Source organism: Bradyrhizobium sp. MOS001 (genome assembly GCF_004634465.1).
Taxonomy (GTDB): Bacteria; Pseudomonadota; Alphaproteobacteria; order Rhizobiales; family Xanthobacteraceae; genus Bradyrhizobium; species Bradyrhizobium barranii.
The window spans coordinates 1-19,390 of record NZ_SPVJ01000056.1 but is presented as its reverse complement, the minus strand read 5'-3'; the positions used below and the strand labels follow the sequence as shown (position 1 = coordinate 19,390).

17 protein-coding genes and 1 pseudogene are annotated in these 19,390 nt (G+C 62.9%); 12 read left to right on the top strand and 6 right to left on the bottom strand.

Features of this window, described 5'->3' with window-relative positions; all coding sequences use genetic code 11:
* Nucleotides 1-4 precede the first annotated feature (4 nt).
* The 3 genes from CT676_RS46155 to CT676_RS37980 all read right to left on the bottom strand — a co-directional run bounded on the left by CT676_RS46155 (nucleotide 5) and on the right by CT676_RS37980 (nucleotide 3,522).
* Nucleotides 5-769 (bottom strand): S1/P1 nuclease, encoded by a 765-nt coding sequence (locus CT676_RS46155; RefSeq protein ID WP_275552140.1) that lies wholly within the window; start codon nucleotides 767-769, stop codon nucleotides 5-7.
* Nucleotides 706-1,311 carry a S1/P1 nuclease gene (locus CT676_RS46150; RefSeq protein ID WP_275552139.1) on the bottom strand — a complete coding sequence of 202 codons (606 nt, stop codon included), beginning with the start codon at nucleotides 1,309-1,311 and terminating at the stop codon, nucleotides 706-708. Before CT676_RS46150 ends, CT676_RS46155 begins: the two co-directional genes overlap by 64 nt.
* A 384-nt stretch (nucleotides 1,312-1,695) precedes the next feature.
* The gene (locus CT676_RS37980) at nucleotides 1,696-3,522 is read right to left on the bottom strand and encodes a phospholipase D-like domain-containing protein (RefSeq protein WP_244623417.1); all 1,827 of its coding nucleotides are present in this window, start codon (nucleotides 3,520-3,522) and stop codon (nucleotides 1,696-1,698) included.
* A gap of 108 nt (nucleotides 3,523-3,630) precedes the next feature.
* Here CT676_RS37980 and CT676_RS45625 point away from each other — a divergent pair, with 108 nt between their 5' ends.
* Nucleotides 3,631-4,599: a hypothetical protein gene (locus tag CT676_RS45625; RefSeq protein ID WP_244623416.1), complete on the top strand. Its 969-nt coding sequence runs from the start codon at nucleotides 3,631-3,633 to the stop codon at nucleotides 4,597-4,599.
* Nucleotides 4,600-5,248: 649 nt separating this feature from the next.
* Here CT676_RS45625 and CT676_RS37975 read toward each other — a convergent pair.
* Entirely contained in the window at nucleotides 5,249-6,346 is a 1,098-nt protein-coding gene (locus tag CT676_RS37975; protein WP_135216719.1) for a tyrosine-type recombinase/integrase, read from the bottom strand.
* Complete coding sequence (locus CT676_RS37970; protein WP_135216718.1) at nucleotides 6,282-6,836, bottom strand: DUF6538 domain-containing protein; 555 nt, start codon at nucleotides 6,834-6,836, stop codon at nucleotides 6,282-6,284. Before CT676_RS37970 ends, CT676_RS37975 begins: the two co-directional genes overlap by 65 nt.
* Nucleotides 6,837-7,118: 282 nt before the next feature.
* On the opposite strand from CT676_RS37970, the gene CT676_RS37965 reads away from it, so the two are divergent.
* The 7 genes from CT676_RS37965 (at nucleotide 7,119) to CT676_RS37935 (ending at nucleotide 14,183) form a co-directional block, all read left to right on the top strand.
* Nucleotides 7,119-8,072: a LysR family transcriptional regulator gene (locus CT676_RS37965; protein WP_085399696.1), complete on the top strand. Its 954-nt coding sequence runs from the start codon at nucleotides 7,119-7,121 to the stop codon at nucleotides 8,070-8,072.
* Between the two features lie 163 nt (nucleotides 8,073-8,235).
* The gene (gene leuC, locus CT676_RS37960; RefSeq protein WP_201266146.1) at nucleotides 8,236-9,648 is read left to right on the top strand and encodes a 3-isopropylmalate dehydratase large subunit; all 1,413 of its coding nucleotides are present in this window, start codon (nucleotides 8,236-8,238) and stop codon (nucleotides 9,646-9,648) included.
* On the top strand, nucleotides 9,649-10,296 hold the full coding sequence (leuD, locus tag CT676_RS37955; protein WP_085399695.1) for a 3-isopropylmalate dehydratase small subunit: 648 nt from the start codon (nucleotides 9,649-9,651) through the stop codon (nucleotides 10,294-10,296).
* The gene (gene leuB, locus CT676_RS37950) at nucleotides 10,293-11,432 is read left to right on the top strand and encodes a 3-isopropylmalate dehydrogenase (RefSeq protein WP_085399694.1); all 1,140 of its coding nucleotides are present in this window, start codon (nucleotides 10,293-10,295) and stop codon (nucleotides 11,430-11,432) included. Before leuD ends, leuB begins: the two co-directional genes overlap by 4 nt.
* On the top strand, nucleotides 11,432-12,481 hold the full coding sequence (locus tag CT676_RS37945) for an ABC transporter substrate-binding protein (RefSeq protein WP_085399693.1): 1,050 nt from the start codon (nucleotides 11,432-11,434) through the stop codon (nucleotides 12,479-12,481). The genes leuB and CT676_RS37945 overlap by 1 nt, the downstream gene beginning before the upstream one ends.
* On the top strand, nucleotides 12,478-13,311 hold the full coding sequence (locus tag CT676_RS37940; RefSeq protein WP_085399692.1) for an ABC transporter ATP-binding protein: 834 nt from the start codon (nucleotides 12,478-12,480) through the stop codon (nucleotides 13,309-13,311). Before CT676_RS37945 ends, CT676_RS37940 begins: the two co-directional genes overlap by 4 nt.
* A gap of 38 nt (nucleotides 13,312-13,349) precedes the next feature.
* The gene (locus tag CT676_RS37935; protein ID WP_224517656.1) at nucleotides 13,350-14,183 is read left to right on the top strand and encodes an ABC transporter permease; all 834 of its coding nucleotides are present in this window, start codon (nucleotides 13,350-13,352) and stop codon (nucleotides 14,181-14,183) included.
* Nucleotides 14,184-14,203: 20 nt separating this feature from the next.
* On the opposite strand, the gene CT676_RS37930 is transcribed toward CT676_RS37935, so the two are convergent.
* Complete coding sequence (locus CT676_RS37930) at nucleotides 14,204-15,097, bottom strand: LysR family transcriptional regulator (RefSeq protein WP_085399691.1); 894 nt, start codon at nucleotides 15,095-15,097, stop codon at nucleotides 14,204-14,206.
* 116 nt (nucleotides 15,098-15,213) lie between these two features.
* On the opposite strand from CT676_RS37930, the gene CT676_RS37925 reads away from it, so the two are divergent.
* The 4 genes and pseudogenes from CT676_RS37925 to CT676_RS37910 all read left to right on the top strand — a co-directional run.
* Entirely contained in the window at nucleotides 15,214-16,854 is a 1,641-nt protein-coding gene (locus CT676_RS37925) for an FAD-dependent oxidoreductase (protein WP_085399715.1), read from the top strand.
* A gap of 79 nt (nucleotides 16,855-16,933) precedes the next feature.
* Entirely contained in the window at nucleotides 16,934-17,914 is a 981-nt protein-coding gene (locus tag CT676_RS37920; RefSeq protein WP_167768302.1) for a tripartite tricarboxylate transporter substrate binding protein, read from the top strand.
* A gap of 122 nt (nucleotides 17,915-18,036) precedes the next feature.
* Nucleotides 18,037-18,993 carry a prolyl aminopeptidase gene (pip, locus tag CT676_RS37915; RefSeq protein ID WP_085399690.1) on the top strand — a complete coding sequence of 319 codons (957 nt, stop codon included), beginning with the start codon at nucleotides 18,037-18,039 and terminating at the stop codon, nucleotides 18,991-18,993.
* A 163-nt stretch (nucleotides 18,994-19,156) separates the two neighbouring features.
* A pseudogene (locus tag CT676_RS37910) lies at nucleotides 19,157-19,291 on the top strand (IS5/IS1182 family transposase); the annotation flags it as partial.
* Between the last annotated feature and the right edge of the window lie 99 nt (nucleotides 19,292-19,390).

Sequence of the window (19,390 nt, the reverse complement as noted above, 5' to 3'; positions counted from 1 at the left end):
GAGTTTAAGCGTCGGCTCGATTGCCGGAGCGCGACCGCTTTGCTGCCAGCCGAGATCGCCGCAAGGATCGCCAACCCTCTGAAAATCGCAAGTTCCGCTGAGGATATAGGCATAATCGTCCTGAAAAAATGCCGGGCCAGTTCGAAAGTGAAGTTTTGTCGATGTCCAAGACGATCGCCGGCCGCGACACCTGCGGCGCGCGAACAGCCACCCATCGCTGCGCGTCGGCGAGCACCTTCGCGATTTCATCCTCGTAGAAGGTGCAGCGATAGTAGAGCAGCCGCTTCTTCGCGAAGTCGATGTTGTCGGGCTCGCCTGGATCGGAAGTCGGAATTCCGTTCACTGCTCCGCAGCCAAGTCGCGGATCAACCGATACGGTGAGGGCGGCGTTTAGCAGCAATGCGAGACGCGCGCCGGCGAGGGCCACGCGTTCTTTGGCGACTTTGACGGCGACAGACCTGTAGGCATCCGTCAACGGAAAGCTTCCCGAGTCTGGACCGATCGGTGTCTGGTAGACGACGGCCTTTGCGAGCTCGAAGCTCTCGTCTATCCAAACATTTTCGTCCCTGATAGCAACCTGTCTCGGATCGGCCGACGGGAGGGCGAGCGCTGCCGTTATCGCCGCCTCAGGACTGTCGCCGATCCCGGCAGCATCGTCCCAGAACCAATGCAAATTCGTCTCCTGACACCCGCTACAGTCGATCTTCACACTGTTCCCACCCGCATCGCCGTGCGGCTGACTCGAGGCGAACCGCGACGTTGTGTGCAACGGCTGGTGGACGTCGCCGACGAGATGTAGCAGCCAGGCTGGTCGTAGGACTTGATGTCGTCCGAAGCGGTGGACGACGCGAGCGCTTTTCGGAACAACGCGATCTGCGTTTGGGCATTCGGGGAAGCAGGCTGTTCCAGCGCGCTACCGTCCGTCGAGAACGGCTTATCGATGAAATGCCAGTACTTGTGCATAAGATGATCGGAGTAGCCGTTGTTCTGACCTGCTTCCGGACCCGGGGGCGGGCGATTACCGCCGTCAGAACCGTCCGAACTGTAGCCGTCCGCTCCGCGGATGAAGTCCGGCCACGTCGCGGCCCGTACGAAAGCAATCTGATCGCGTTTTTCCGGGGGGATATTCACGGTCCACGCGACATATTGGGGGTTGAGCCGGAGGAGCTCGGCGACCCGCGCACGGACGGCGGGAGTAAGCCTATTCCAAGCGATCTGCGCGACTTCCATGTGGCCGAAACCGTCCCAAGCGCGAGCGGGACTCGCCGCGATTGCGGCAAAAGCCACCAAAACCGCAACAGCTCTCTTCATGATCTCTCCACTGGTAAAGGAAAAGTACCATCTTAAACTGCGTATTTTTGCGATCAGGCGTGACGGTCACCTATCGAGCTCGCCGGCGTTGTCATCCAGTGCTTAACTTCGGCCGACATCGTCACGATCACGAGCTTTGCCTTCGATTCGATGGCGCCAACTTCGAAGGTCGGGCCCGGTCACGAGGAACACGAAGACGTCATTCGTCGTCTCGCCGTGTCACCAGCCGCACAGAGGTCCATTCGTTCCGGCGGAACAAACTAAACCTCTGCTCGAGTGTTAACTCGGCCCAGGGATTCGGATCGAACGTGGCTTTAGCAGAGCAGGCTTGGATGGAGATCGGCAATCTCCGTCAGGAAGACCAATCCAAGCCCGATGAGCAACTCATCCCTCAAGAAACTCCTCTAATGTTATGCGGCGAAAGCCTTGTGGGACCGCGCTTTCGGGATCGGCGATGCGCGGCGCTTCGGTGATCGCAGATTCCGGAATGACAGGCCGCGATGCACGATCCCAGTCGAGCTCGAATGCCTGGCGATAATACTGGGCGACATCGCTGTCGTCGAACAGGAGACTCGCATCGCGGTTCAGGGTGACCCCATTGCCGCTCCAGTTGTGGCTACCGACCAGGCAGCGTTTACCGTCGACGATCATGCCCTTGGTGTGCGTGCTTGGCAGGTGCCTAAAGCACTTGTTCAGGTTGAGCCCGCGCTTCTTGAGATCCTCAGCGCACGGGATCCAGGTGCCGTGGTCCGAGCGGAGGATGACCCGCACAGTATCGATCTCTTTCGATTTCTCGATCAGCGCCTTCACCAGTTTTTCGAGGTTGCCTGCGGCGCTTTCCTTGAAGGAGTTGATGTAGGGAATCTGAAGCAACAGCTCGTCGTCCGCTGATTCGATGAGATCCAGCACGGCATCGGTATAGATCTTGCCCCTCTTGTCAGGTGTCAGCAGCGGCTTGACCTTGACGCGGCGGTTGATCGTGATCGGATCGAAGATGCGCGATGCCGCGCGCGCTTCCAGCTCGAACGCGACGGACTCCTCAAACGCAACGGGAACGTCGATCAGGACGTCCTCGGCCACCGCCTCCTCGGTTCCCCCGTTCTCCTTGGAGAATTCCAGATCGGCGAGGATGTGGCTGCGGTACCGGGTGGCAAGCGTCTTGTTCTTGATCACCACGTGCCATTCACGGTTTCCCTTCTTCGCCCTGATGGCCTGGAGATCGTCGAGGTCAGCGGGGTCGATATTGGGCTGACTCGAATTTTTCCAGTTGCCGCTCGACAGCCAGAATCGATCATCGTCATCTACCGTTACCTTGATGTGGTAGGAGTCGGCGATCAGGCCGTTTGATCCCTCCGGCACGTAGGTGCGATCAAAGGTGAAATCCCGCGCCCACTTCCGGAACACGGTCTTGCGGTTGAAGTCGTCCTCACCGACGCCTGCTCTGGTGACGCGCGTCGCGTTGTCGAGCGCCAGATCCATCGTGACGCCGTCCGCAAGCCGCTCCTGAATGGCATCTGCGATGTGCTCGGCGTGGAATTCGTACATCGAGGACACCATGCGGCCCTTGGCCTTGGCGATGTAGTCCGACAATACCGACCAGCTGCGTTCGGGTCCGACACAGCAGGTCAGCTCCATCTCTTCGTTGACCTGAGCAAAACTGAAATTAGCCCCAGTCCGGTCATCGTCGTTGTAGGCGATCGAGGTGACCGCAGCCTCGCTGACAAGGTCCGCGCCGCCAAGCATGTCGACGATTCCGGCCATGCGAACGTCGACGGGGTGGCCGAGATACGCCGCGGGAACGCGCGCGCGCACCGCTGCGATCTTGTCGGGATGGGTGGCAACATTGACGCAGGCCGTTTCGGTGAACTCGCCGTTGCTGACGACAAGGCCGGAGCGGACGGTAAGGATGCCGTCGCCACGAAAGGCAGCCGCAAAGCGGCGCACCGCGTCCTCAATCGGGGCAGTCTCCGTTGCCGCTGCTGCCTGTGCGATTCCGCTCCCGGCGACCGGGGTGCCGATCGAGACGGTAATCGTGAGGGGAAGTGTGATCGAGACGGAGGCAGCCTGCCCCGCGGCCGCTGCCGCCGCCGGGGGTGGTGCCTGGGTTGCGCCGGCAATTGCCTGACCGCTGCCGCCGCGGTCGGTTACGATCGTTTCCGGGGTCTCCCACGGTCGCCGTTTCAGGTAGTTGCGGATGGTGGAGGCCGGCACGGCATAATTCTCCAGGACATAGGCGCCAGCGAAATGCAGCGCAACTGCCCTGCCGGTCGCGAGGTCGATGACCGCCGAGCCTGAATTGCCGCCAAGCGTGGTGCAATCATGCGTCGCCCAGCCGCGCGAATTCGGCATCACGACTCCAGGCGCGGCGCGCTTGACGTCGTAGCGGCCGCCGAACACGCGTTCCATCCAGGCCTGATCAGGGATGACATCTTCCCCCGCCCGCGCCGGATAGCCGATGACGGCCACCGATGTGCCTGCGGCAGCATCGGTGTCGGCAAGCAGGACGCGGTCCTGCTGTGCGCCATCGCTGCGGCGGCCGATCTTCAGGAAAGCGATGTCGGCAACCTGTCGCGACTCGATGAAGATGATGCTTTCGACCGGACTGGCGATGCTCGAGTCGCTATCCATCTCGTGCTTCCAGTTCACGGTGGTGACGATCGGATCGCCGAATCGACCAGGCAGGAAGGTGAAGCGTCGGCCGTCGCGGCGGCCGATCAACTCGGCCACATGGCTGTTGGTGACGACGATGTCAGGCGCGATCAGCCAACCGGTGCCGATGAAGCTCGCATTTCGTGGGAAATTGGCGACATCGATGCGGCCTACAAGTGGAATAACGGGCTTGATGTTGTCGGCGGCAGCCAAGAGTCGCTGCACCATCATCTCCCCGTCCGGCGGTTCAATGAACGCCGGCGCGCCCACAACCGTGTCTGCCTTGATCGGCACCACCGGCCGACCAGGCCGCACCATCGTTTCGATCGTTATCGGCACATCCAGCGAGGGCGCCGCTTCGACGACGGCCGCCTCCAATCCCACCATTTGGCGCGCGGCCGGCTGCATGGCAGCAGCCCGGGCGTTGATCGATTTGGCAAGATCCGGGTCGAAGCGCTCGAGGTTTTGCAGCCAGTCGCTGACCTTTTTCGGCGTCAAACCGAATTGAATTGGATGAGCCATGTTTTCCCCTCGAAATCATTTTTGTTTCCAAATGCAAAAGTGTCAGTTGTCGACGACACTTTTGCGAACGCCCGCTTTCGGGGGCGACGGCAATATCAAACGCTTGGTCGATCATAGGTGCAAAGCAGTGCGCGCAATTGCGACCACAGTATTTAGTTTGCGCTTGGGCCGTAGTGAGCCTCGTGCCGCCAAAACACAGCCTGAAGAGCCTAGCCTTGGCGAATTTGTCCAAGCCGCCGTAGTAGAACTTGAGCAGCCTCCGAGCGTGCTAGCGTAATGCAATAGTGCGATTGCGCGGCGTTGCCGAGCCAAACCGCGCAGTGTTGCGCCCACGAAGCTGCGGAACTGGCGAACCAAGCTTTGGATCACCTCGTGCTTCCTCTGATCCCTGGACTGCCACAGCCCCTCGAGATTTGGCCCCGGCAAGGCGCTGGAGCGGCAGCAATCAGACCTCAAACTGCTCTAACATGCAACCTAAAATCGATGGACAGAATTCCCGCCACTATCAGACAATTTGCCTCAGGGTCCAAGGCCGGGCTTGGCGGCGAGCTCGCCGGTCCTCGGAGCAGCCGTCGGCTCACGGGAAGACGCCCGATGCTCGCACTCGGCGAGATTGCGATGAGAATTTCATACTTGCGGGACAGCCATGTGGGCCTCTCGAAGGAGCGCAATGAGCGTTTTCGGCGGCCGCAACACCCTTCTCCTTCGAGCGATCGGACACCAGATATCGTCGCGGCGGTAGACGATTTTCTGTCCTTCTGAATGGCTACAAAGCTGGTGTCTGGGGGCGTCCGGAAATCCGATATCGCGGAATCATCTCGACAGCTCGCTTGAGAGTCTTAGGCCATTTCGCGCCGTATTTGGCGGATACTGATCCGCTTCCGTGCCCTTGGATGAAATCCGCCACCTGAGCATGCATCCCGACATCGCGAGACTGCGACTTCCATCGGTGCCGCCAGCCGTGATTGGGCCAAACGTTGTGATCGACCGGGAGCGTCCGGACCCATTCCGCCAATCGCTCGCCGACCTTTTGGTAGTGAGGATTCGCTCCCTTCCCGCCGCGTGATCGCGCCGGGTCGTAGAACAGCGGCTTTCGAAGCTTCTTGCGCTCTTCCACATACGCCTGGAGACCCTGTTCGATCAGGTGCGAGTGGATTGGCACGATACGCTTTCTTTTGCCCTTGCTGCGCTCCTTGGGCAGGCCGAAGCAGACGACGCCTTGAACCGTCACGATATCGGCGGGCAGCAGGGACGTGATCTCGTTGACGCGAGCACCCGTATAGGCGCAGATCCAGGGAATCCAGCGCCGTGCCGCGGTCATCTCGGCCGAAAGCAGGTGCGAGCCCTTCTGGACGGTGGCGGTCAGGATGGTGCGCGCGTCCTTGTCGCTAAATCCCTTCTCGTCATCGTCCTTTTCGGTCTCGACATTTCGAACCACGACACCGGCGACCGGATTGACGATCAGCTTGTCCTCGTCGACTAGGTATTGGCAGACAGCCTTCAGGGCCGCGAGATGGACATCCTTGACGGTCCGCGGTGCGCGCTTCCTGACCTCGTGGCCAATTTTGACCTCTTGCTGGAGAAGTGCGTTCTTCCAGTCGATGACCTGCTTCTTCGTCACCCTGGCGAGATTCGAATCCTTCGCCCATTCCGTGAACTCCGTGATGATCGGCCGCCACCGCTCCAGGGTCGACGCGGCAAGACCGGCAGCTTCGGCGTACTTGTCGAACCAAACGAGGGCGTCAAGCCTCTCAGGCTCCGGCGGCGGATAGCTCGCGGCAACTTCGGACGGCGAAAAATCACCATTGGCCTGCCGCACCAGATCCCCTGTCGCGTGCCCCATTGCACGGAAAAAGGCGCGCACAATTATTCCTGCTGTCTATGTCGAGATTTAGCTTTTTGCGCTCTAGGAAGCCGAGGATCTCATTCCAATAGGTTATAAGCTGCCAGTTTGGCTGATAGACGACCGGCCTGGACTTCCGCTTATGGGCCTTCGCCGCCTCTTCGGCTTGGGCGGTTGAATAATGAGCGTGCTGTTCGAGGTATTCCCGGTAGCACTCGCCCGCGAGCGCGAATGTCTGCTTCGGGCTGAGCCTCGTCTCGGGTAAGTTTTGGGTTACCGGATCAGGCAGGCCGGCCCGGCGCGCTTCGAACCTTTTCTCCCATTCGGTCTCGAGCTCCAGGGACAGGCTGGCGCAGCGGACCGTGGCGATCCGCTCGTCCTCGGTCTCCAGCGAGCGCCAGACCTCGCCGCGGCCGACGATGTCACGGTAGCGCGCCGGGACGCGCTTCCTCAGCCAGTAGGATTTGCTTTTCTTGTCGCGCAGGACCGGCGCAGGCATACGAACGACCATGGTTGTGGAGCATCCCTGTGTAGCACCCAGCCCCTGCGTAAGCCCTTATCAGACCGGAACAATTTGAACGGACTGATAGATTCCCGCCGGCGGGTTAGGAATCCCTCCCTCTCCGCCATATCAAAACGGCTTTGAGAAAGCCCCGTCAAAGACAGCCTCTCTGCGTCGCGGCAGCCTCTGGTGTCGTCCCCGGGGGACCATAATCTGACACCGCACTTGCGACCGGCCGCAAAGCTTCTCCACAATGGCCCCCTAGCGAGGGCCCGGTCGAGGATCTGACGGATGACCGCCAAAATCGATCTCCTCACGCTGCAATTGTTCGTGGCGATCGTCGAGGAGCAGAGTATCGCGAAGGCGGCGGAGAAGAAGAACATCGCTGCGTCCGCGGTCAGCCGCCGCGTCTCGGATATCGAGGATTTGTTCCAGGTCGAGCTGCTGCATCGTCATTCGAAGGGGATCGAGCCGACACCGGCTGGCTTCGCCCTGCTCGAGCACGCCCGCATCATCCTGGGAAATTTGAGCAAGCTCGAGAGCGAGCTGACGGGATACCGGCAGGGCAAGCGCGGGCTGATCCGGATCTGTGCCAACAAGTCCGCGATCCTCGAAGCCCTGGCGGATGAGCTCAGCCTGTTCCTGGAGCGGCATCCGTTGGTCCACATCGACATCGAGGAGGATCTCAGCCCCGCGATCGTGCGCGCGGTGGTGGAGAACCGGGCCGACATCGGCATTTTCGGCGGCAACATCGACGGTCAGGATCTGGAGCTGCTGTCCTATCGCAGCGACAGCCTGGTCGCGCTGGTCACGCGCGACCACCCGCTGGCGGGCCGCAACAGCGTTCGCTTCCGCGAGCTGGTCGATTTCGATTTCGTCAGCCTGGAGAAGGGCAGTTCGATCGAGACGCTGTGTGTCCGGGCCGCCGCGGCTCTCGGGCAGCACCTCAAGGTGCGCATCCGCGTCAGCAGCTTCGATGCGCTGTTTCGCGTCGTCGATGCCAGGATGGGGGTTGGTGTCGTGCCGCTGGAGATCGTTCGCGACCGCTACGGCGTCGACAGTCTCGTCACCGTCCCGCTCGATGAGTCCTGGGCGCGACGCGACCTGGTCATCGGCGTGCGCGATTACAAGTCGTTGCCCTCGGTCACGAAGCTGCTGGTGGAGCATTTGCGGACCCATGATGATGCGCGTCTCACCACAGGCGGTGTCTCCGACCGGCTGACGGTCGTGCGCGGCAGAAGCTAGCATCGCTCGTGCGAGAGGCCAGCCATCGCCGGCCGCGATGGCACCCTGCTCAACCGTCACTGCACATTTCCGCGACGGACTTCTATCCTGCTTCTCAAGCTCGCTGCCGGTCGGCATGATCGGCGGCAACACGGCACATCAGATGCCGAACAGGGGAGGACGGATCGTGGACACGCGTGGCCGCACGCTGCTGGCCAAAATCTGGGACCAGCATGTCATCGCCCATGTCAGCGATGACACCGATCTGCTTCACGTGGATCGCCATCTGCTGCATGACCTCGGCGGCTCCAGCGGCCTGATCAATCTCAAAAGCCGCAACATTCCGGTCCACAATCCCGAACTGACCTTCGCCACGCCGGATCATGCGATTTCGACGGCGTCCGGGCGTGCCGGCACGATCAAGACCGGGTGGGAGCTGTTGGCGGCGTTGCGGACCGAGACATCCGCCAGCGGCATCCGGCTGTTCGACCTCGACCAGCCGGGGCAGGGCATCGTCCATGTCATCGGGCCGGAGCTCGGGCTCAGCCTGCCCGGCTGCCTGATCGTTTGCGGCGACAGCCACACCTGCACCCATGGTGGGCTCGGCGCGCTCGCCTTCGGCATCGGCTCCAGCGAGCTCACGCATGTGCTGGCGACCCAGACCATCATCCAGCGCCGGCCGAAAACCATGCGCGTGACATTCGACGGCCGGCTGCCGTTCGGCGTGACGGCGAAGGATCTCATCCTCGCCTTGATCGGCCATGTCGGCGCCGCCGGCGGCACCGGCTATGCCGTCGAATATGCCGGCAGTGCCATCAGGGACATGCCGATCGAAGGGCGGCTCACCATCTGCAATCTGTCGGTCGAGCTCGGCGCCAAGATGGGCCTGATCGCCCCGGACGACACGACGTTCGAATATATCCGCGGCCGTCCCTACGCGCCGCAAGGCGAGATGTGGGAGCGCGCCGTCGCGGCCTGGCGGACGCTACAGAGCGACAGCGACGCAATGTTCGATTGCGAGGTGTCGATCGATGTCGGGGCCATCATCCCCCAGATCACCTGGGGCACCAGTCCCGAACACGTCCTCGGTGTCGATGGCCGCATTCCGGATCCCGCTGATATCGCCGATCCCGCGCGCCGCGGCGCGATCGAGATCGCGCTCGACTATATGGGCCTGAAGCCGGGCGCGCCGATCGCCGGCACGCCGGTGGATTGGGTCTTCATCGGCTCCTGCACCAACAGCCGTCTCAGTGATCTGCGCGCCGCAGCCGAAATCGCGCGCGGCCGCAAGGTTGCGCCGGGCGTGCGGGCCTGGGTCGTGCCGGGTTCCGAGACCGTCAGGCGCGATGCAATGGCCGAAGGGCTCGACAAGATCTTCATCGACGCGGGCTTTGAATGGCGCGAGCCCGGATGCTCGATGTGCCTTGCCGCAAACGGTGAAACCGTGCCGCCCGGCCAGCGCTCGGTGTCGACGTCGAACCGGAATTTCATCGGCCGCCAAGGGCCGCGTGCCCGCACCCATCTGGCGAGTCCGGCCATGGCCGTGGCGGCGGCGGTTTCCGGTGCCATCGCCGACGTCCGAACCATGGAGCGCTAGATGCCCCAAGCCTTCACCAAGCTCACCGCGACCGCAGCGCCGATCATGCGCACCAATGTCGATACGGACGTCATCATCAGCATCAACCGCATGATCGGAAATTCCGTCCGCGGCAGTCTCGGAAAGTGGGCGTTCGGTTCGCTCCGCTATTTGCCTGATGGCTCGGACAATCCGGAGTTCATCCTCAATCGCGAGCCTTATCGCGCCGCGGAGATCCTGGTCACGGGTCCGAATTTCGGCTGCGGCTCGTCGCGGGAGGCGGCGGTGTGGTCGCTGCAGGAAATGGGCATCCGCGCCATCATCGGATCCGGCTTCGGCGACATCTTCTTCGCCAATTGCTTCCAGAACGGCATCCTGCCTGTCATGCTGGACAAGGCCGTCATCGACGGCCTCGCCGCGGAGATCGAAGCGAGCCAGGGCGCGGGACGTGTCAGTGTCGACCTGCAGGAGCAGACGGTCACCTCGCCATCGGGCGTGCGGCACGTCTTCGAGATCGATCCGCGCCGGCGTGCGGGTCTGCTCGAAGGCTTAGATGAGATTTCGCTGACGTTGCGGCGCGACCACGAGATCCGCGCATTCCAGGCCTGCGACCGCGACGCGCGGCCGTGGATTCACTTTGCAGGACATCAGGCAGGACAATTGGCATGAACACGCTCTCGAACATGATCAAGGTCGCCGTGGTCGGCGGTGAAGGCATCGGTCCCGAGGTGACCGACCAGTCCCACCGTATTCTCAAATGGTTTTCGGCGAGGCGCAGCATTCCCGTGGCGCTGCGCGAAGCGCAATACGGTCTCATCCCGTATCTGGCGACGGGCAAGGTGCTGCCGGACGACACCATCGAGGCGATGGAGGAGGCCGACGCTATACTCTGGGGCGCGACGGGTGGTCCTGAAACCACTGAGGTCCCTCCGGCGGCACGCAAGGCGGGAAGCCTGCTGTCGCTGCGCAGCAAGTACGACCTCTATGCCAATCTCCGGCCCATCGTCGCCAATCCGGCGCTGGCGGACTCCGCGCCGCTCAAGGCCTCGGTGTTAAAGGATGTCGACTTCATCATCATCCGCGAGCTCACCAGCGGTATCTATTTCGGCGAACCGCGCGGCATCGAAACGCTGCCCGATGGCCAGCGCCGCGGTTTCAACACCCAGCAATACACCACCAGCCAGATTCGTCGGGTGGCGCGAACCGCGTTCGAACTGGCGCGGACCCGCAAAGGCCGGGTCTGCTCCGTCGACAAGGCCAACGTGCTGGAAACCAGCGTGCTGTGGCGCGAGGAAGTCACCGCACTGCATGAGGCGGAATTCTCCGATGTCGAGCTGACCCACCTCTATGTCGACAACGCCGCCATGCAGATCGTGCGGGCGCCGTCGCAGTTCGACGTTATGGTGACCTGCAATATCTTCGGCGACATTCTCTCCGATTGCGCCGCCATGGCGTCGGGCTCGCTGGGCATGCTGCCGTCGGTCTCGCTCGGGCCGCCGGACCGGCTGGGCCGCCGCAAGGCGCTCTACGAACCGGTCCACGGCAGCGCGCCTGACATTGCGGGCAAGGGCATCGCCAATCCGCTCGGCTCGATCCTCAGCGTCGCGATGATGTTGCGCATCACCCTCAATCGGCCCGATGATGCCGTGCTGCTGGAGAAGGCCGTGGATACGGCCCTGGCTGCCGGCGCGAGAACGGCCGATATCGCCGAACCTGGCGCAAAAAGACTTTCGACCCAGGAGATGGGCGATGCGGTTCTGAACGCGCTCGACAAGGTGGTCGGCAAGGAGAGGGAGCACGCGTGATGAGGACTCGGGTCACCAGACGGGCCGCGTTGACGATCGTCGCCGGCGCCGGTGCGTCCATGGCGGCAGGGCGGGCATGGGCGGATACCCCGTCGGGCCGCGTGATCTATCCGGTGGCCATTCCGGTCTATCAGTCTCAATTCGTCGCCGACCGGGCCGGATTCTTCAAGGAGGCCGGCCTCGACTGCAAGCTGATCCAGGGCGGCAGCGGGGTGAAGACGCGCGAGATCATTGCGTCGTCCCAGGGCGATATCGGTATCGGCGACATCACCCACCCGATGCAGCTCAGCAATCACGGCCGCAGCGCGCGGGTCCTGATGCCGGTCGATACCCGCAGCAACGCCGCGATCTTCATCATCCGCAAGGATCTGTTCGATCAGGGCATCACCAGCCTGGAGGCGCTGGCGAAGTGGAAGCGGCCCGATGGACGAAAGCCGATCGTCTCGGTGTCGTCGCTGGGCGGCACCAACCACGTCTGGGCGTCCTATTACATGGAAACCATGGGACTGGACGACAAGGTGACCTGGATCGGCACCGGCAATGTCGACACCATGATGGGCACGTTGAAGACGAAACAGGTCGATGTTCTCATCAACTCGCCATCGATCCTGAAGGATTCGGTCGAGCAGGGCTGGGGCGCGTTGTTGTTCGATGGAACGGACGAGGCGGTCTGGGCCAAGTACATCGGCGGCAAGGTCCCGGTGACGTCTCATTTCACGCTGCAGGCGACCATCGACAAGGACCCGCAGAAGATGCAGGCGTTCGTCACGGCGCTGTGGCGCGCCACCCTGTGGATCAAGGGGCACTCTCCCGAAGAGATCTACGATATGATCGAGCCTTACGTCGGAAGCACGTCGCGCGATGCGAATATTTTCGACAGCGGCGTCATGAAGAAGGTCACCGATTACGAAGGCATCATCGATGCCGCCAGCTTCGCGCGCGGTCAGAAGGTCTGGTTTCGTGAAATGACCGGCATCAAGCCGCTCGCGATGGCCGACGTTGTCAACACCAGCTTCATCGAAGCGGCACGCAAGGCCTATCCGGCTTGACGATCCAGGCTATACACACGCCGCACGTCGATGCGCCGCCTGAGACGCGGCGCATCGACGTGCGCGGTTTGTGCAAGACTTTCCAGCTGGCGGGTACGGCCATCGAGGCCGTGCGCGACGTCTCCTTCAATGTCCGGCGCGGCGAATTCGTCGCCCTGCTGGGGCCATCCGGCTCGGGCAAGAGCACCGTCCTCAACATGATCGCAACCCTGGTCAAGCCGACCAGCGGGCAGATCCTGATTGATGGTACTCCCGTCGTCCCAGGACAGGCGACGCCCAATGTCGGCTATGTGTTCCAGCGCGATACCCTGTTTCCCTGGCGCACCGTCGCCGACAACATCGGTTACGGCCTCGAACTGGCGGGTGTCCCGGCGGCGGAGCGAAAGGATCGTGTCCGTGCCTGCCTGGCGCAAGCCGGGCTGCAGGATTTCGACAATGCCTATCCCTCGGCGCTGTCGGGCGGCATGCGCCAGCGCGCCGCCTTGATGCGAACGCTGGTCGTCGAGCCGCAGGTTCTGCTGATGGACGAGCCGTTCGGTGCGCTCGACACCCACACCAAGATCGACATGCACGACGTGCTGCTTCGCATCTGGGAACGCGAGCAGCAGACCGTGCTGTTCGTGACCCATGATCTCGGCGAGGCCCTGACGCTGGCGGACCGCATCATTCTGTTTTCCGCGCGGCCGGGCCGGATCAAGGAGAGTTTCGAGGTGGATTTCGCCCGCCCGCGCAATGCGGTGAAGATCCGGGAGACGCCGCGTTATGCCGAGCTGTTTCAGCTGATCTGGCACTCGCTCGGCGAGGAATTCATCAAGGGCCGCAAGCCATGAGGCGAGCGCGCCGCCCCGGCAGAACGTTGGCTTGGCAGATGTTGATCTGCGTCGGCTTCCTGTCGATCTGGCAGTGGGGGTACGATCTGCACGGCCGCCTTCCCTGGCTGGTGCCGGATCTGCTCGACCCCTATTTCGTGTCCAAGCCGTCCGACATCTTCGAGCACTTCCTGATCCTGAGCTGCCTCAAGTCCAAGCTCGGCGTGTTCAACGGCTGGTTCAATGGTGAATTCGCCCGCTGCATGGCGCGATCCGAGAACAATCTCTGGATCGCGACCGCCGTCACCCTGAAGAACACGTTCTTCGGGTTCGTGACCGGTGTCAGCAGCGGCTTTGCCGCGGGCCTCGTGCTGGGCCGTTCGGACCGGCTCAGCGCGATCTTCCAGCCGTTCATCACGGCGGTGAACTCGATCCCCCGCATCGCGCTGGCGCCGATCATCGTGCTGGCCTTCGGCATCGGCGATACCTCGAAGATCGTCACGTCGTGGATCGTGGTCGTCTTCCTCGTGTTCTTCAATACGTTCGAAGGGGCGCGCTCGATCGACGAGGGTTTTGTCAACGCGGCGCGGCTGCTCGGCGCCAGCGAGTGGCAGATCACCCGCACGGTGGTCATCCCCTCGACCATGGCCTGGGTCTTCGCCTCGCTGACGCCTGCGATCTCCTTCGCCCTGATCGGCGTGATCGTCGGCGAGTTCATTGGTGCGGAACGGGGAATCGGGCGCCTGATCATCGAATCCGAGGCACGCGCGGAGGCATCGGGAATGATGGTCGCCGTCGTCGTGCTGATGCTGGTCGGCGTCGCGCTGTCCGCGTTGATCTGGCGATTGCAGGCCTATCTGCTGCGCTGGCAGCAGCATAATCTCGCGGAGTAGCCCGAGCAGCGGCCTGCGGATTACGACCCCGCCAACACCGTCCGAGCCGTCGTCACAAACGCCTGCGCCGCCGGCGACAGCGTCCGTCCCTGACGCTGCAGCAGCGACACCGGGCGGGTGATCGCCGGGCGTATCAGCGGTCTTGCGATCAGCGTCGGGAATTGATCGGCCGGCAGCATCGTCGCGGGGAGGATGGCGAGGCCGAGGCCTTGGGCTGTCATGGCGAGCGCGGTGTTGATCAGCGTGACCTCATAGGTTGGAGAAAGGTGCTTGCCCTGCGCGCCGAGGGCCTGGTCGATCTGCATGCGGATTCGCGTCTCGCGCCGCATCGCGATGGTCGGAAGCTGCGCCAGTTCGTCCCATGTCAGCGCGCGCCGCGCGGCGAAGTCGGCGGTGCGACGGCCGATCGCGCTCAGCCGGCCGCGGGTCAGCGTCTCGATCGTCATCTCCGCGAACTCACCCTCGACGCTGCCGATCGCGAACTCGGCATCGGTTGCGATCAGGCGCGGAACGAGGTCGTCGGCGGCGACGTCACGCATGTCGATGTCGATCTCGGGATGGCCTGCGCGGAATTTCGCGAGAACCTGCGGCAGCAGTGCCGAAGCGGCGCCCGCCGACGCGACGAACGCGACGCGGCCGGCGCGCGCCTGCGCGAGGTCATGCATGCGCCGTGACAGGCCCAGCGCATCGCTCAGCATGCGTTCGGCGGCGTGAAAGGCCTCGTCGGCGGCCAGCGTCGGCTGCACTGAACGCGTGGAGCGATCGAACAGCTTCACGCCGAGCTGCACTTCGAGCTGCTGGATCAGGAGGCTCGCCGCCGATTGCGTGATGCCCAGCTCGCGCGCGGCCCGCGTGATGCTGCGCGTGCGATACACGCCAGTGAAGGCCCGCAATTGTCGCAAGGTGACATTCATCGGAAAAGCTCATGAATTGATGAGTTCTTTCCGACTTATCGCATAAGAGGCCTTGCAATAAAATGCATGCTGCGCGGGCAACGAATCCGCGATGATGCGAGGGGATGGAAACGAGCATGAGGACACAGGTGCTGGTCGTGGGCGCCGGGCCCGTGGGATTGACTGCGGCCATGGATCTGGCCTCGCGCGGGATCGACGTCGTCGTCGCGGAGATCCGCCATGCCGGCGATCCGCCCAGCGTCAAATGCAATCACGTCTCGGCGCGATCGATGGAAATCTTCCGCCGGCTGGGCGTCGCCGCAAAGCTGCGCGACGCGGGCCTGCCCGCGGACTTCCCGAACGATTGCTCCTATCGGACCACGGCGACCGGCATCGAGCTCTGCCGTATCGACATTCCCTCGCGCGCGCGCCGCTACAGCGCCACCGGCGGCCCCGACACCTGGTGGCCGACGCCGGAGCCGCCGCACCGGATCAACCAGGTCTATCTCGAGCCGATCCTGTTCGGCCACGCTGCCGCTCAGCCGCGCATCACCATTTTGGCGCGCACGGAAATCACCGATATCGAGCAGGACGACGATCGTGTGGTCGCGCTGGGTCGCGACCTCGACAGTGGAAACGCGCTCCGCATCGAAGCCGACTTCGTGATCGGGTGCGACGGCAGCCGCTCCCTCGTCCGCAAATCGATCGGCGCCAGCCTGTCCGGCACGCCGGTGATCCAGCGCGTGCAATCGACCTTCATCGAGGCGCCGCAACTGAAGGAGTTGATGGGCGCGCACAGGTCGGCCTGGATGGTGCTCTCGCTCAACCCGCGACGTTCCGGCACCACCGTTGCGATCGACGGCCACGACCGCTGGCTGATCCATAATCATCTGAGGCCCGACGAGCCTGAGTTCGACTCGGTCGATCGCGACTGGTCGATCCGCGCCATCCTCGGCGTCGACGAGCGGTTCGAGTACAAAATCCTCAGCAAGGAGGATTGGGTCGGGCGCCGGCTGGTGGCCGATCGCTTCCGCGACCGCAAGGTCTTCATCTGCGGCGACGCCGCGCATCTGTGGATGCCCTATGCGGGCTACGGAATGAATGCGGGCATTGCTGATGCCGTCGACCTCTGCTGGCAATTGGCGGCGCATCTGAACGGCTGGGCACCGGCTTCGATCCTCGATGCCTATGAGGCGGAGCGCCAGCCCATCACCGACCAGGTGTCGCGCTTTGCCATGGATCACGCGATGAAGATGATGGCGCAGCGCGGCGGCGTGTCCGCGGAGATCGAGGATGACACGCCGCGCGGCCACGCGGCGCGCGCTTCGCTTGCGAGAGCGGCCTACGATCTCAACGTGCAGCAATATTGCTGCGCAGGCCTCAACTTCGGCTACTATTACGATGCCTCGCCGATCATCGCCTATGACGGCGAAACCCCGCCGGCCTACGCGATGGGGAGCTTTACGCCCTCCACCGTGCCGGGCGCCCGGGCGCCGCATGTCTTCCTGCGCGACGGACGATCGCTCTACGATGCCTTCGGATCGGGTTATACGTTGCTGCGGCTTGACTCGGCGATCGATGTGGCGCGGCTGCTCTCTGCCGCAGAACAGCGCGGCATGCCGCTCGCGCTGGTCGACATCGCGCCGGACGAGGCGAACGGGGCCTATGCCGAGAAGCTCGTGTTGGCACGACCCGACCAGCACATCGCCTGGCGCGGGCAGGCCGCGCCCGAAAATCCGCAAGGCCTGCTGGCGCGCATCACTGGTGCCGCGGCGTGATCGAATAGCAGGCTGCCTGCCAACGGCACGGCAGCCTGGTCGAGCCTACAAACAAGAATACGTAATGGGGGAGGAGAAATTGTTTCACGTTGCAAGGCGCCGCATTCTGGCCGTCCTGACGGCCGCGACTTTTGCCGTGCTGCCGCTGGAAGCCGGCCGCGCGGCCTATCCGGAGCAATTGATCAAGATCATCGTGACCTTCCCGCCCGGCGGCAGCGCCGACACCGTCATCCGTGCGCTCGAGCCGCTGGTCACCGCCGAGCTCAAGCAGAGCCTGGTGATCGAGAACCGCGCCGGGGCAGGGGGCAATATCGGCATGGCCGCGGTGGCCCAGGCCAGGCCCGACGGCTACACGCTCGGCGTTGCGCCGGCGGGCGCGCTGACGGTGAACCCGCACCTCAATTCGTCGATGCCGTTCGACCCAAAGGATCTCGCGCCGATCACGCTGCTGGCGGAAATTCCCTTTGTGCTGGTCGCGTCCGCGAACGTGCCCGCGCACAATGCAGCAGAGACGATCGCGCTCGCCAAGGCGAAGCCGGGCGCGCTGTCGATCGGGCATGGCGGCAATTCGACCGCGATGCATCTGACGGCCGCGCTGTTCACGCAGAAGGCGGGGATCAGCATGGAGCTCGTTCCGTATCGCGGGACGGCGCCGGCAGCGGTTGATGTCCTTGCGGGACATGTCCCCTTCGCGGTGCTGGATATCCCCGCATCGAGGCAATTGATCCTCGAAGGCAAGCTCAACGCCGTCGGCGTTTCGTCGGCGCGCCGGCTTCCATCCTTGCCCGATGTGCCGACGCTTGCCGAGAGTGGCATCGCGGGCTTCGAATCCGTGGGCTGGTTCGGGCTCGTTGCTCCCTCAGGCACACCCGCGGACGTCATCAGCAGGCTGAACGAGGCTTTCACAAAAGCCCTGAAAGACCCGGTGGTGGCCGAGAAGATCCGGACCCTCGGCGCAGAGCCCGCGCCGACCTCGCCGGAGCAGTTCGGCCGCTTCATTCAGAGCGAGAGCACGAAATGGGGCAAGCTCATCAGCGAGGCCGGCATCAAGGCGAACTAGGCCGTGTACCTATAAACCCGGCGCGACATGTGACTGGTGGCTTCGTCCGCTTTGCTCCTATAACCGAAACCACCATGATCGCGGCGTGCTAATCGAACCTCGTGGTGCCAAACGGAGGCCGTATGAGTCAGTTGAGGTCCATGCACCCACCCATCGAGCCCTATAGCGCTGGCACCCTCGACGTTGGAGAAGGTCACCGGGTTTATTACGAACGGGTGGGGACGCCGGGCGCGAAGCCGGCGGTCTTCCTGCACGGCGGACCGGGCGGAGGTTTGTCTCCTGAACATAGGCGTCTGTTTGATCCCAATCGATATGATGTCATGCTCTTCGATCAGCGAGGATGTGGGCAATCAACTCCGTATGCGGGGCTCGAAGCGAATACGACTTGGCATTTGGTATCGGACATCGAGCGCTTGCGTGAACTTGCAGGCGTCGACAAATGGCTCGTGTTCGGTGGCTCGTGGGGATCGACTCTCGCGTTAGCTTATGCAGAAACGCATCCCGACCGCGTCAGCGAGCTTGTTCTCCGTGGCGTCTACACCGTCACCAAGGCGGAGCTGCAATGGTACTATCAGTTCGGCGTCTCAGAGATCTTTCCGGAGAAGTGGGAAAAGTTCCAGGCACCGATACCCCTGAGCGAGCGAGGCGACATGATTGCGGCGTATCGCAGCCGGCTGACGGGCGACGATCGAGCCACCCAGCTCGAGGCAGCCAAGGCTTGGGCTATTTGGGAGGGCGAAACGATCACGCTGCTGCCTAATCCAGCATTCTCGACATCGTTTGGCGACGACCAATTTGCGCTCGCGTTTGCGCGATTGGAGAACCACTATTTCGTTCACGATTGCTGGCTGGAGGATGGGCAACTTCTGCGCAACGCTCACCGCCTCCGCGGTATCCCGGGAGCCATTGTTCACGGCCGCTACGACATGCCCTGTCCAGCCCGATATGCGTACGCGCTGCATAGGGCGTGGCCTGATGCCGCATTCCATCTGGTCGAGGGTGCAGGTCATGCCTGGTCGGAGCCAGGTATCCTCGATCAACTGGTGCGCGCCACCGATCGCTTCGCGACAGCACTATGAAGAGGGCAACGACGAAGTCGGAATAAATCCGGGCGCAGAAGAGGAGAATCATCCGTTGGTGGCGGGCTGGTCTCTGGGGCCGCATCATCGACACGCTGGGTGCTTGCTACTCCACGTAAGAAGAGCGTCTGCGACACGTCGATTGTCCGCGTGCATCAGCACTGAGCGCTTCTTCAACAGGATCAAGTAATGCCGTCGGGTGGCGACGCGTTATGACAAGCTTGCCGCCAACTATCTCGCCTTCGTCCAACTCGCTTCAATCAGGCTATGGCTCGGCGCTAATGAGTCCACGTCCTAGCACTACTTTGGCAGATTTTTGATTTTGTCGCGTTTTATAGGATTCCCGAATCAATTTTTCAATGATTCATGGGTGGTCGGCTCTTGGAGGGCTGACCAT